Annotated in this window: 7 protein-coding genes; 2 read left to right on the top strand and 5 right to left on the bottom strand. The window is 70.3% G+C overall.

What is annotated here, in order from left to right; genetic code table 11:
* Positions 1-26: 26 nt before the first annotated feature.
* From ABXJ56_RS08540 to ABXJ56_RS08530, 3 genes are read right to left on the bottom strand one after another with little or no spacing between them, the layout of a single operon-like run.
* A complete protein-coding gene (locus tag ABXJ56_RS08540) occupies positions 27-680 on the bottom strand; it encodes a spermidine/putrescine ABC transporter substrate-binding protein (RefSeq protein WP_353999994.1) in 654 nt (217 codons plus the stop codon).
* Positions 681-738: 58 nt separating this feature from the next.
* Complete coding sequence (locus tag ABXJ56_RS08535) at positions 739-1,236, bottom strand: hypothetical protein (RefSeq protein ID WP_353999255.1); 498 nt, start codon at positions 1,234-1,236, stop codon at positions 739-741.
* Positions 1,233-2,300, bottom strand: coding sequence for an ABC transporter (locus tag ABXJ56_RS08530; RefSeq protein ID WP_353999254.1), 1,068 nt, complete (start codon positions 2,298-2,300; stop codon positions 1,233-1,235). The genes ABXJ56_RS08535 and ABXJ56_RS08530 overlap by 4 nt, the downstream gene beginning before the upstream one ends.
* Positions 2,301-2,434: 134 nt before the next feature.
* Here ABXJ56_RS08530 and ABXJ56_RS08525 point away from each other — a divergent pair, with 134 nt between their 5' ends.
* A complete protein-coding gene (locus ABXJ56_RS08525; protein ID WP_353999253.1) occupies positions 2,435-3,022 on the top strand; it encodes a hypothetical protein in 588 nt (195 codons plus the stop codon).
* A gap of 10 nt (positions 3,023-3,032) precedes the next feature.
* Here ABXJ56_RS08525 and ABXJ56_RS08520 read toward each other — a convergent pair whose 3' ends face one another.
* Entirely contained in the window at positions 3,033-3,668 is a 636-nt protein-coding gene (locus ABXJ56_RS08520; RefSeq protein ID WP_353999252.1) for a hypothetical protein, read from the bottom strand.
* Between the two features lie 276 nt (positions 3,669-3,944).
* On the opposite strand from ABXJ56_RS08520, the gene ABXJ56_RS08515 reads away from it, so the two are divergent.
* Complete coding sequence (locus ABXJ56_RS08515) at positions 3,945-8,930, top strand: ExeM/NucH family extracellular endonuclease (RefSeq protein WP_353999251.1); 4,986 nt, start codon at positions 3,945-3,947, stop codon at positions 8,928-8,930.
* A 606-nt stretch (positions 8,931-9,536) separates the two neighbouring features.
* Here ABXJ56_RS08515 and rpoC read toward each other — a convergent pair.
* Positions 9,537-13,412, bottom strand: coding sequence for a DNA-directed RNA polymerase subunit beta' (rpoC, locus tag ABXJ56_RS08510; RefSeq protein ID WP_353999250.1), 3,876 nt, complete (start codon positions 13,410-13,412; stop codon positions 9,537-9,539).
* Positions 13,413-13,419: the final 7 nt, after the last annotated feature.

The following is a 13,419-nucleotide window of genomic DNA, read 5'->3' as shown; positions in this document are numbered from 1 at the left end:
GGTACGCCTTCGCCGCCGCGGGCCCCTCACGCGCCCGGGTCGCGTGGGTCGAACGGCGCGTCGAGCGAACGCGTCAGCTCGTCGAGCATCGCGGCGATCTGCGGCTCGACATACTGCGTGATCGCGGTCTGCACGCGCAGCCGGTGGTGGAGGAGGATCGTGCAGACCTCCCGTCCGACCATGTTGGCGTAGTCGTCCGCGAGGGACACCTCCTGCCGGAGCGCCGCCTTCGCCTCGTCGGTCAGCGGCGGGAGCGCCGGGATGTCGGCATCCACCTCCTCGGCGAGACCGGCGATGGTGAAGAGGAAGGGGGCGCCCGGCTGCGGCTCGGGGTCCATCGGCAGGCCCTCGAACTCGGGCTCGAGCCCTTCGCCGGGAAGGTAGGAGCGCGCGCGGTTGCGGGCCGCCTGCTGATCGAGTTCGGCCTGCAGCATCGGCAGGTTCTGTGCGGTGTACTCCGCGACCGAGCGGTCGACGATCGTCTTCACGCGGGTGGAGAGGCCGTGCTGCACGCCGTGCGGCACATCGGCGCCGAGCCCGACCGCCGAGAGCACCGGCGAGCCGAAGCAGCGTCGGCACGGGGCGACGCGGCCCCGGTGCGTGGCCGGTTCCCAGCGCGGCAACCACGCCAACCAGGCGTCGACGGCCTGGCTGACCTGCGTCTCGAGCGAGCGCTCCACGGTCCCACGGTAGCCCGTCGGGCGTGTCATCCGCGGGATTCCGGGCCTCGACGCGCGTCTACTCGTCGTCCTGCTCGCGCTCCCACGGCCACTGGGCGCGTCCGCCGCGTGTGCGCACGAGCGCGATGCCCGCGGCGGCGGCCACCAGAGCGGACGCCGCGACCACGAGACCGAACCACCCGGTGACGTGGCGGAAGACGACAGCGGACGCGATCCCGAGCTCGCCGCCGACGAAGAGGACGCCGAAGGCGGCGATGAGGGGATAGGCGAGGAAGCAGGCCAGAGCCGTCCACAGGGCCGGGGCGTAGCCCGGCTGCGGGCGGCGGATCCCCGGGCGGAGCGTGAGGAGGAACGCCAGCGTCGCGCCCGCCATCGCCAGGATCCCGGGGATCTGACCGAGCCCCGGCTCGGCGATCACACTCTCGTCGAGGAGCAGGCTCGTCATGCCGAGCGCGAAGATCGCGAGCGCGAAGAACGTCGCCGTCGACAGAACCAGGGCCAGCCGAGGGCTCATCGGCCCCGGCTGACCCTGGTCGTGGTCGTGGTCGGACGTCACGCGCGGACCAGCTGCGGTCCTGCCTCGAGCGTCCGCTCGTACTCCCGCTGCGCCTCGACGTTGAGCTCGGTCACGCGCTTTCCGCGCGCGGCGACCCAGGCCCCGAACCAGATCGTCAGCTCGCGGCCGATGATGAAGGCCGCGATCGCGCCCGGTGCGAGAAGCTGCTCCTCCACGAGCGCCGCGCCCTCGCGGGCGGTGAGCATCCAGAAGGGCGCCTGGAAGAGCTGGCCGAGGATGTGGCCGGCGTAGGCGGCGGCGCCGACGACCAGACCGAAGATGACCCACTGCCCCCAGCGACCGCGATTGATGATCGCACCGAGGAGCCAGAAGGCGAGGAAGAAGACGACGGTGGGAACCCACAGCGACCACGTGCCGAGCATCGCGAGCGTCTCGGTGCCGATGTTCTCGCCGCCGACCTCGCCCGCGATCGCGCGGAAGGCGATCCACGCGCCGAGGTAGAGGACGGCGAAGGCGAGCGCGGCGAGGAGGCCGATCGCACCAGCCGCGGCGCGGTTGCCGCGCGGTCGGGGCGCCTCGGGGGCCTGGACGAAGATCGGCTGCGGCGCGAAGGCGGTGGTGGCCGCGGCTCCCGCACCGGCTCCCGCGGCGGCGGCGCCGTAGGCCGGCTCGCTCGCGGCGCCGTAGGCCGGCTCGCTCGCGGTGACCGCGGGGGCGTCTCTGTCGGGAACGGCCTCGTAGGCGGTGGTCGCCGCGGTCGAGTCGTGCGCGGGAGCGGCGGCCGCGGCGGCGGCGGTCTCGTCGTACGTGACTGGGGTCGCGGCGGGGGTGTCGTACGACAGCGACGCCGCTTCCTCCGAGTCCCACGGGTCGGGTTCGGCGGCGGGCGCGGTCGCGGCGGGGGCGGCATCCGTCGACGCCGGGGTGTGCGCGGTGGCCGGGTCGGCGTTCTCGGACGCGACGGGATCGTGGTGGACGACGGGCGGGGCGGATGCCGCGGCCTCGGCCTCGGCCAGGCCTTCGTTGGCGCGACCGACGACGTCACCGTCGGCCGTGGTCGGCTCCTCGACCGGCTCGCCGTAGGACGACTTGGGGTCACTCATCGAAAGCACTCCTCACGCGGGTTCGGTTCCGCCTCTGCAGGCTAGCCTCTGGTACGGCCGGACCCGTGGAGGCGTGCCGCGTCGAGGGATGTCGGGCGCGCCGCGAAGGCGCTGCGCGTTGTTAAGGTGTGGTGATGGACCTCTCCCCCGCACGCATCGTCGCGTCCGCGGCATCCGTCCTCGTCGTGCTGTCGCTGGCGGCCTGCGCTCCCGAGCCCGACGATTCCGCGACGCTTGGCCCGACACCGTCGGACACGCCGACGCCGATCGTGACCCTCACCCCCGATGCGACCCCGACGCCGCTCGCGCAGATCCCCGACGACTGCCGGTCGATGCTCACCGAGACCGTGCTCGCGCAGCTCGAGGACGTCCCCCTGAACGACCCCGAGGCCGGGGTGTCGACCGGGCCGCGACCCGACGGGTCGCTCGTGTGCCTGTGGCGCGACCCCGGCGCCGACACGACGTTCCTGCAGACCACGATCAGCGGCCTCGCGCGCGGACCGGCGCTGGACCTCCTCAACGACCTCGCCGACGAGCAGGACTTCACCTGCTACACGCCCGACGGCGGCACCCGCTGCGAGAAGACGTGGGAGAACGAGACCTATCCCGTCACCGACGGCCGGACCCTCTTCTGGCGCGACGGCATCCTCATCGACACGACGTTCTCGAACCTCGCCCCGTCCGGGTACACCTCCGCGATCATCGCCGGCATCTGGGGCTGATCCGCCGGGATCACCAGCCCCAGATGTGCTTCTCCAGGCGCGCGTCGAACTCCTCGGGGTAGCCGCCGTCGGCGGCGGTGACGATCCACATGCCGTCGCGGAGGATGTGGTGCTCGCTCGCACCCGAGGCACCGGCCGCGCTTCCGCGGTCGCAGCGCAGAGCGTCATCGGTGCGGGCGCACGCGAAGCCCTGGCCGCGCAGCGCCGCGTCGGCGAGGCCTGCGGCATCGTCCCCCACGCGGGCGAACGAGGTCGTGATCGTCCCGGCATCCGACGTCCACGCGCACGTGACGACGACGTCGGGGGCGATCGCATCGACCAGGGCGTCGGCTCCGGTGGGCGGTGCGTCGGTGCTCTGATCGAGCAGAGACCCTCCGCGCCAGGTGAGCTCGCTCCAGAGGCTGTCGGGGTAGGCCGCGCGGCAGTCGACGCCGCCGTCGGCGAGGGCGCGTCGCACCTCGCCGTCGTCGCTGTCGAGGGAGGCCGCCTGGCGGGCACTCGCGTCGCGGAGGGTGTCACCCACCCACGTCACCGACACCGGGATCATCGGTGCGGCCAACCACACCAGTGCCCCGACGACCGCCGCGCACAGGATGCCGACCGGCACCGCGATCCAGCGGTTGCGTCCCGCGACCCGCGCCATCATCCGCCCTCCCGAACGTCCTCCCCCACGGTACGCGCGGGGTCCCGCGAGGCGGGTGCGGCACGCGCGCCGGCGACCGGCTGCGTCACGAAGTTATCCACAGGTGGTCCGGCACCCCGTGCCGATGTGTCTAGGATCGCGTCTCATGCGCCCGCGCGACGGTGGTTTTACCTGCCGGACACACGAGCGTAAGAATCCGTGCGTTTCGCGAGCCTACGGTCGCACAATCGCGCTGATTCAGCCGTCACCGAAACCTGCGTTCTGACACCGAGGAGATCCATGTCCGTCCCACCCCGCTCCGGGAGGCGATCGCTCCTCGCGACCGTCGTCGCCGCAGCCCTCGCCGCCGCCGGCACCCTTGCGCCGCTGCCGGCCGCAGCCGCCGAGGGCTCTCGCGTCCTCATCAACGAGGTGTACTTCAAGGGAGGCAGCGCCAACGCCGCCTACTCGAGCAAGTTCATCGAGCTCTACAACGACAGCGACGTGGCGCAGAGCCTCGACGGCTGGTCGGTGCAGTACAGCCCCGCGACGCGCGCCGCGGGTGCGCAGCCCTCGGCGTCGAACACCGTCGCCCTCTCGGGCGAGATCGCCGCGCGCGACTACTACCTCATCGGACTTCCGGGCAACGGCGGTGCGAACGCCGTCGGCGCGGCGCTCCCGACGCCCGACATCACCGGATCGATGAACCCGGGGGGCGAGAACGGCGTCGTCTGGCTCGCCTCGACCACCGACCGGCTGGGCCTTCCGACGGGCGACATCGCCGGCGTCGCGAACGTCGTCGATCTCCTCGGAACCGGTACCGCGAACACGTTCGAGGGCGCCGCCGCCCCCGTCACCGGCGGCAACTCCGTCCCCAACTCCCTCGCCCGCACCGGCTTCGTCGACAGCGGCAACAACGCCGCGGACTTCAGCCACCCGGCCACGATCACGCCCCAGGCCTCGGCATCCGTCACGCCCGACCCGGAGCCGACCCCGGAGCCGACCGGCGACCCCGAGCCCACCCCCACCGGTGAGCCGACACCCACCGCGGAGCCGACCGAGCCCGGAACCCCCGTTCTGACGCCGATCCGCGAGATCCAGGGCACCGGCGACGTCAGCCCCCTCGTCGGCTCGACGGTCACCACGCGCGGCGTCGTGACCGCGGCGTACAAGACCGGCGGCTACAACGGCTTCACCATCCAGACCCCCGGCACCGGCGGACCGCTCGACCTGTCGACGCACACCGCCTCCGAGGGCATCTACGTCTTCTCCTCCGCCGCGACGGCGAAGGTCGAGATCGGCGACCACGTCGAGGTCACCGGGCCGGTCGTGGAGTTCAACGGCCTGACCGAGATCTCCCCCACTTCCGCCGCCGGTGTCACGGTGCTCGACGAGCCCGCGGAGCCGGTCACCCCGGCCGAGGTCGTGTGGCCCGGAACGGATGCCGAGCGCGAGACGCTCGAGTCGATGCTGCTGGCGCCGCAGGGCGACTACACCGTGAGTGACGTCTACTCGACGAACTTCTACGGATCCATCGGACTCGCCTCGGGCACCACGCCCCTGCTGACCCCGACCGAGATCGCCGCGCCCCGCTCGGCCGAGTACGACGCCGCGGTCGCCGACAACGCCGCCCGCAAGGTCACCCTCGACGACGGCGCCTCGATCAACTTCAACAGCAACGCGAACAAGTCGGTCCCGCTGACCTACCTCTCGACCACCGACCCGGTGCGTGTGGGCGCTGCGGTGACCTTCACCGCTCCGGTGGTGCTGGACTTCCGCAACGATTTGTGGAACTTCCAGCCGACGCAGCACCTGACGGCCGAGAACGCCGCCGACGTGCAGCCGGTGACCTTCGAGAACACCCGCACCGCGGCGCCGGCCGAGGTGGGTGGCGACATCCGCATCGCCGGGTTCAACGTGCTGAACTACTTCACCACCACCGGCGCCGACGCGATCGCCGCCGGTGCGAGCTGCACGTTCTACAACGACCGGGCGGGCAACCGCATCACGGTGAACACCTGCAGCAACGGTCCCGCCCCGCGCGGTGCCGCCGACGACGCCAACCTCGAGCGCCAGCAGGCGAAGATCGTCGCCGCGATCAACGCCCTCGACGCCGACGTGGTCTCGCTCGAGGAGATCGAGAACTCCCTCATCTCCGGCACCGACCGCGACGTCGCGGTGTCCACCCTGGTGGACGCCCTGAACGCCGCCCTCGGCGACGATGTGTGGGCGTTCGCGCCCTCCCCGGCATCCGTTCCGGCCGGAGAGGACGTCATCCGCACCGCGTTCATCTACAAGAAGGATGCCGTCGAGCTCGTCGGCGACTCGGTGATCGACGGCGATGCGGCGTTCTCGAACGCCCGCTACCCGCTCGCTCAGGCGTTCGCCCCGGTCGGCGGCGGCGAGGACGACGTCTTCGTCGCGATCGTCAACCACTTCAAGTCGAAGGGCTCGGGCTCGGGTGCCGACGCCGACCAGGGCGACGGGCAGGGCGCGTCCAACGCCTCGCGCGTGGCACAGGCCGAGGCGCTGGTGGAGTTCGCCGAGGAGCTGCAGGTCGAGGCGGAGACCGACTACGTCTTCCTCATCGGCGACTTCAACTCCTACTCGCAGGAAGACCCGATGCAGGTCTTCTACGAGGCCGGCTATGTCAACCAGGGTGCGGAGAAGACGGACAAGTACACCTACTCGTTCTCCGGCCAGAGCGGCTCGCTCGACCACATCCTGGCCTCCCCGGCCGCGGATGAGCTCGTCACCGGCGTCGACATCTGGAACATCAACGCGGCGGAGTCGATCGCGCTGGAGTACAGCCGGTTCAACTACAACGTCACGAACCTCTACGACGCCTCGCCCTACCGCTCCTCCGACCACGACCCGGTCGTCGTCGGCCTCGCCTTCCCCGAAGACGAGGAGCCGGGGACGGTCGACCTCAACCTGCTGAACATCAACGACTTCCACGGTCGGATCGACGCCAACACGGTGAAGTTCGCCGGAACGGTCGAGCAGCTGCGCGCGGAGTACGGCGATGAGAACACCCTGTTCCTCTCCGCCGGCGACAACATCGGGGCCTCGCTGTTCGCGTCGGCGGTGGCGGAGGACGTCCCGACCCTGGACGTGCTGAACGCGCTGGAGATGGCCGCATCGGCGGTCGGCAACCACGAGTTCGACCGGGGCCTGGACGACCTCACCGGTCGGGTCGCGGACGTCGCGGACTTCCCGTACCTCGGCGCGAACGTCTACGCCAAGGGCACGCAGGACCCGGTGCTCGACGAGTACGCGCTGTTCGAGGTCGACGGTCTGACCGTCGCCGTCATCGGCACCGTCACCGCGGAGACCGAGACGCTCGTCTCGCCCGGCGGGATCGAGACGATCGAGTTCGGCGACCCCGTCGACGCGGTGAACCGCGTCGCAGCCGAGCTCGAGGGTGTCGCGGACGTCATCATCGCCGAGTTCCACGAGGGCGCCGGCGACGGCGTGGTCGAGGGCTCGACCCTCGCCGAGGAGGTCGCCGCCGGCGGTGTCTTCGCCAAGATCGTGACCGAGACCTCTCCCGCGGTGGACGTGATCTTCACCGGCCACACCCACAAGCAGTACGTGTGGGACGGCCCGGTTCCGGGCACCGACACCACCCGTCCGATCGTGCAGACCGGCAACTACGGCGAGCGCATCGGCCAGGTCGTCCTCGAGCTCGACGCCACCGACGGTGCGGTGATCTCGTACGAGGCCCGCAACGTCTCGCGCATCGGCGGCGAGAATGCGCCGACCGACGCGCAGCTCACGGAGCAGTACCCCCGCGTCGCGGAGGTGTCGGCGATCGTCGCCGACGCCCTGGCAGAGGCGGCTGTCATCGGGAACGAGCCGATCGGTTCGGTGACCGCCGACATCACCAGCGCCTTCGCCGGCGGCAGCTACGTCGACGGCGTGTACGTCGGAGGTGCCCGTGACGACCGCGCCAGCGAGTCGACTCTCGGAAACCTGGTCGCCGAGTCGCTGGTGTCGAGCCTCTCCGCTCCCGAGCGGGGCGGCGCCGAGATCGGCGTCGTCAACCCCGGCGGTCTGCGCGCGGAGCTGTTCTACGCGCCGGACGGGGTGGTCACCTACGCCGAGGCCAACGCGGTCCTGCCCTTCGTGAACAACCTGTGGACGACGACCCTCACCGGGGAGCAGTTCATCCAGGTGCTCGAGCAGCAGTGGCAGCCGGAAGGCTCGAGCCGCTCCTACCTCCAGCTCGGCCTGTCGTCCAACGTGTCGTACACGTTCGACGCCGGGGCGGCACGCGGTGAGCGCATCACCGGTGTGTGGATCGACGGCGAGCCGATCGATCCGGCCGGGGAGTACCGCATCGGGTCGTTCAACTTCCTCCTGCAGGGCGGCGACAACTTCACCACCTTCCGCGAGGGAGCCGACACGCGCGATTCGGGTCTGGTCGACCGCGACGCGTGGATCGACTACATCCGCAGCAATTCGCCGCTGAGCCCGGACCACTCGTCGCGCGGTGTGCAGGTGACCGGCGTCCCGGCATCCGCCGAGCGCCTCACCGACATCTCGTTCCAGGTGTCGGGTCTCGACCTCACGTCGCTCGGAAGCCCCGCCAACACCACGCTCGTCCCGAGTGTGGAGGGCAGCGCGGCGACCTTCGCTCCGGTCACGGTCACGAACGGTGCGGCGACGGTGACGATGACCATCCCGCTGGACGCCCCCGCGGCGACCACCGTGGTGCTCACGGCGCCTGACAGCGGAACCGAGGTGCGCCTGTCGCTCGCGGTCCGCGACATCCTGGAGCCGGTCGACCCGGAGGAGCCCGGTGAGGGCACCGAGCCGCCGGCGACCACGCCGACCGCCCCCGGTGTCGAGGAGCTGACGCCGGACCTGCAGGGCCCGAGCGCGGGCATCGCCGGCGACATCGTCGCCGGCGGCACCATCACCGTGCTGGTGGGCGAGCAGTACGCCGGCCAGTGGGTCACCGCGTGGCTGTACTCGACGCCGCAGCAGCTCGGCGGCTGGCACCTCGTGCAGGCGGACGGCACCATCTCGGTGACGCTCCCGAGCGACGTGTCCGGTCAGCACCGTCTGGTGATCCTGGACGCCGAGGGCAACGTCCTGGTCTGGTACGACCTCGACATCCCCGCCGCGGGTGGACAGCCCGCGACCGGCGGCCAGAACGGTGGCCTCGCGGTCACCGGCGGCGAGCCCGGTGACCTGACCGGCCTGTGGCTGGCCGTGATGCTGATGATCGGGGCGGGAGCCGCCCTCCGCATCGGCAGCATCCGACGCCAGCGGGCCTAGCACCCCACGACGAAGCGCCCGGCGGGTTCCGACCCGCCGGGCGCTTCGTCGTTCCCGCCGCGCGCAGGCTCCCCGCCGCCGGGCGTACCGTACTCCTCCGACCCGACCCCGAGACCCCCGGAACCGGCCCCACAGGCCCCTACGCCCCCGAATCGGAGGAGTTCGGCACGCCGGGCGCGCGCGGCTCGCGGCACCGGGTCACCCGCAGCCCCGGCGCCGGACCCGCGGACGTCGTGAGCCCCGGCCGGGCCGAACTCCTCCGATCCAGCCCCGAGACCCCCGGAACCGGCCCCACAGGCCCCTACGCCCCCGAATCGGAGGAGTTCGGCACGCCGGGCGCGCGCGGCTCGCGGCACCGGGTCACCCGCCCGCCCGCCGCCGGACCCCGGGACGTCGCCAGCCCCGGCCGGGCCGAACTCCTCCGATCCAGCCCCGAAACCCCCGGAACCGGCCCCACAGGCCCCTACGCCCCCGAATCGGAGGAGTTCGGTACGTGGGGCGGGCAGACTCCCCGCCCAGCCACCACCTTCGGGGCGGGACCGAACTCCGGGCGGGAACGACGAAGGGCCCCGGCGGAAGCCGGGGCCCTTCGGGACGTACCTCAGGTCAGTTGTAGGTGCCCGGGGTGAAGTCGTCCGTGGAGAAGCTGTCGAAGTCGACGTAGCTCAGGTCGGCGTCGCTGTACGCACCGTCCGAGGCGAAGATGCGGTTGGGGTACCGCTCGCTCTTGGCCTCCTCCGTCGCCTCGACCGTGACGTTGCGGTACTTCGCAAGTCCCGTTCCGGCGGGGATGAGCTTTCCGATGATGACGTTCTCCTTGAGGCCGACCAGGGGGTCGCTCTTGCCCTCCATCGCCGCCTGGGTGAGCACGCGGGTCGTCTCCTGGAAGGAGGCGGCCGACAGCCACGACTCCGTCGCAAGCGACGCCTTGGTGATACCCATCAGCTCCGGACGACCCGACGCCGGGCGCTTGCCCTCACCGACGGCCTCGCGGTTGATCTGCTGGTAGCGCTTGAAGTCCACCAGCTCACCCGGGAGCAGCGTCGTGTCAGCGTGGTCGACCACGGTGACCTTCCGCAGCATCTGACGCACGATGACCTCGATGTGCTTGTCGTGGATCGGCACACCCTGCGAGCGGTAGACGCCCTGCACGCCGCCGACGAGGTACTTCTGCACCTCGCGGGCACCCATGACACGCATGACCTCCTTGGGGTCGAGCGTGCCGACCTGGAGGGGCTGGCCGACCGTGACGTGCTGGCCGTCCTCGACCAGGAGCGTCGCGCGCTTGAGCACGGGGTAGACGTGCGGCTCGTCGCCGTTGTCGGGCGTGAGGATGACCTTCTTGCTCTTGTCGGTCTCGTCGATCGTGATGCGGCCGTCGGCCTCCGCGATCGGCGAGGCACCCTTCGGGGTGCGCGCCTCGAACAGCTCCTGCACGCGGGGAAGACCCTGCGTGATGTCATCCGCGGATGCCGAACCACCGGTGTGGAAGGTACGCATCGTCAGCTGGGTACCGGGCTCACCGATCGACTGGGCCGCGATGATGCCGACGGCCTCGCCGATGTCGACGATCTTGCCGGTGGCCAGCGAACGGCCGTAGCACTTCGCGCAGACACCGACGGCCGAGTCGCAGGTGAGGACCGAGCGCACCTTGATGCTCTCGACACCCGACTCCACCAGACGGTTGATCAGCACGTCGCCGACGTCGTCACCGGCCTCGGCGACGACCTCGCCCGCCGGGTTGACGACATCCGCCGACAGCGTCCGCGCGAACACGGAGTTCTCGACGTTGGCGTCCTTGACCAGCTCGCCGTCGGCACCGGGCGCCGCGATCGGCAGCTCGAGACCCTTGGTCGTGCCGCAGTCCTCCTCGCGGATGATGACATCCTGCGAGACGTCCACCAGACGACGGGTCAGGTAACCCGAGTCGGCGGTACGGAGGGCGGTGTCGGCCAGACCCTTGCGGGCACCGTGGGTGGCGATGAAGTACTCCGCGACCGACAGACCCTCGCGGTACGAGGAGATGATCGGACGGGGGATGATCTCACCCTTGGGGTTGTTCACCAGGCCTCGCATACCGGCGATGTTCCGGATCTGCAGCCAGTTACCACGCGCACCGGAGGACACCATGCGGTTGATGGTGTTGTCCTCGGGGAAGTTGGCGCGCATCGCCTGCTGGACCTCGTCGGTGGCGGCGGTCCAGATCTTGATGAGCTCCTGACGACGCTCGGCGTCGGTGGTGAGACCCTTCTCGAACTGGCCCTGGACCTTCGCGGCCTGCTTCTCGTAGCCCGCGACGATCTCCGCCTTGTTCGACGGCGTGAGGATGTCGCTCAGCGCCACCGTGACACCCGAGCGGGTGGCCCAGTAGAAGCCGGCGTCCTTGATGCGGTCCAGCGTCGCCGCGACCTCGACCTTGGGGTACTCCTCGGCCAGCTTGTTGACGATCTGGCTGAGCTTGCCCTTGTCGGCCTGCTCGCGGACGAACGGGTAGCCCTTGGGCAGCGCGTCGTTGAAGATCGCCTGGCCGAGCGAGGCGTCGAGGAGCCCGTGACGCTCGTAGCCCTCGGGGGCGTCGCCCTCGAGGAACGTGAGCCCGGGAACGCGGATGCGCACCTTGGCCTGCAGATCGAGGGTGCCCTCGTCCTTCGCCAGGATCGCCTCCGAGACCGAACCGAACACGCGGCCCTCACCGGTCGCACCCTCCTTGACCGTGGTCAGGTGGTGCAGGCCGATGATCATGTCCTGCGAGGGCAGGGTGACCGGGCGGCCGTCGGACGGCTTCAGGATGTTGTTCGAGGCGAGCATCAGGATGCGGGCCTCGGCCTGAGCCTCGACGGACAGCGGGAGGTGCACGGCCATCTGGTCACCGTCGAAGTCGGCGTTGAACGCCGCGCAGACGAGCGGGTGGAGCTGGATGGCCTTGCCCTCGACGAGCTGCGGCTCGAACGCCTGGATGCCGAGGCGGTGCAGCGTGGGCGCGCGGTTCAGCAGAACCGGACGCTCGCGGATGATCTCCTCGAGCACGTCCCACACCTCGGGACGGGTGCGCTCGACGGCGCGCTTGGCGGCCTTGATGTTCTGCGAGTGACCGAGGTCGATGAGGCGCTTGATGACGAACGGCTTGAACAGCTCGAGCGCCATCTGCTTAGGCAGACCGCACTGGTGCAGCTTCAGCTGCGGACCCACGACGATGACCGAACGGCCCGAGTAGTCCACGCGCTTTCCGAGCAAGTTCTGGCGGAAGCGACCCTGCTTTCCCTTGAGCATGTCGCTCAGGGACTTCAGGGCGCGGTTGCCGGTACCCGTGACGGGGCGACCGCGGCGGCCGTTGTCGAACAGCGCGTCGACGGCCTCCTGCAGCATCCGCTTCTCGTTGTTGACGATGATCTCGGGGGCACCGAGGTCGATCAGGCGACGGAGGCGGTTGTTGCGGTTGATCACGCGACGGTAGAGGTCGTTCAGGTCGCTGGTGGCGAAGCGGCCACCGTCGAGCTGCACCATCGGGCGGAGCTCCGGCGGGATGACCGGGACGACGTCCAGGACCATGGATGCCGGGCTCATGCCGGTCTGCAGGAACGAGTTGACGACCTTCAGGCGCTTGATCGCGCGGATCTTGCGCTGACCCTTGCCCTCGGAGATCTGCAGGTGGAGGCTGTCGGCCTCGGCCTGCAGGTCGAAGGTCTCCAGGCGACGCTTGATCGACTCGGCGCCCATGTGGGCCTCGAAGTACTGACCGAAGCGGTCCTGCAGCTCGTGGAAGATCTCGTCCTCGCCCTTGAGCGCGCCGACCTCGAGCGTGCGGAACTCCTCCCACACGCGCTCGAGACGGGCGATCTGGTCGTCCGCGTTCTTGCGGATGGAGGACATCTCCTTCTCGGCGGCGTCCTTGACCTTCTTCTTCTGGTCGGCCTTGGCACCCTCGGCCTCCAGGGCGGCGAGCTCGTCCTCCAGCTTCTGCAGGCGCGTCGCCACGCGGGCGTCGCGACGGTCCGCAAGCGTCTTCAGCTCGAGACGGATGTTGTTCTCCTGCGTGGCGAGGTCGCGGTGACGCGCGTCCTCGTCGACGGAGATGACCATGTACGCGGCGAAGTAGATGACCTTCTCGAGGTCCTTCGGCGCCATGTCCAGCAGGTATCCGAGCCGCGAGGGCACGCCCTTGAAGTACCAGATGTGGGTGACGGGAGCGGCGAGCTCGATGTGACCCATGCGCTCACGACGGACGGAGCTCTTGGTGACCTCCACGCCGCAGCGCTCGCAGACGATGCCCTTGAAGCGGACGCGCTTGTACTTTCCGCAGGCGCACTCCCAGTCGCGGGAGGGCCCGAAGATCTGCTCGCCGAAGAGGCCGTCCTTCTCCGGCTTCAGCGTGCGGTAGTTGATGGTCTCGGGCTTCTTGACCTCGCCGAAGGACCAACGACGGATGTCGTCAGCGGTGGCCAGGCCGATGCGAAGCTGATCGAAAGTAGTTGATTCGAGCACTAGTTCT

The organism is Microbacterium aurantiacum, assembly GCF_040532595.1.
In the GTDB taxonomy this organism is placed as follows: Bacteria; Actinomycetota; Actinomycetes; order Actinomycetales; family Microbacteriaceae; genus Microbacterium; species Microbacterium chocolatum_B.
Note: the sequence above shows the minus strand (reverse complement) of the source record. Positions and strands in the feature narration are given on the sequence as shown.

What these genes read in the sequence shown, in the direction of transcription:
- ABXJ56_RS08530 (WP_353999254.1), bottom strand. Translation starts at nt 2,300, where the DNA reads ATGAGTGACCCCAAGTCGTCCTACGGCGAGCCGGTCGAGGAGCCGACC.
- ABXJ56_RS08525 (WP_353999253.1), top strand. Translation starts at nt 2,435, where the DNA reads ATGGACCTCTCCCCCGCACGCATCGTCGCGTCCGCGGCATCCGTCCTC.
- ABXJ56_RS08520 (WP_353999252.1), bottom strand. Translation starts at nt 3,668, where the DNA reads ATGATGGCGCGGGTCGCGGGACGCAACCGCTGGATCGCGGTGCCGGTC.
- ABXJ56_RS08515 (WP_353999251.1), top strand. Translation starts at nt 3,945, where the DNA reads ATGTCCGTCCCACCCCGCTCCGGGAGGCGATCGCTCCTCGCGACCGTC.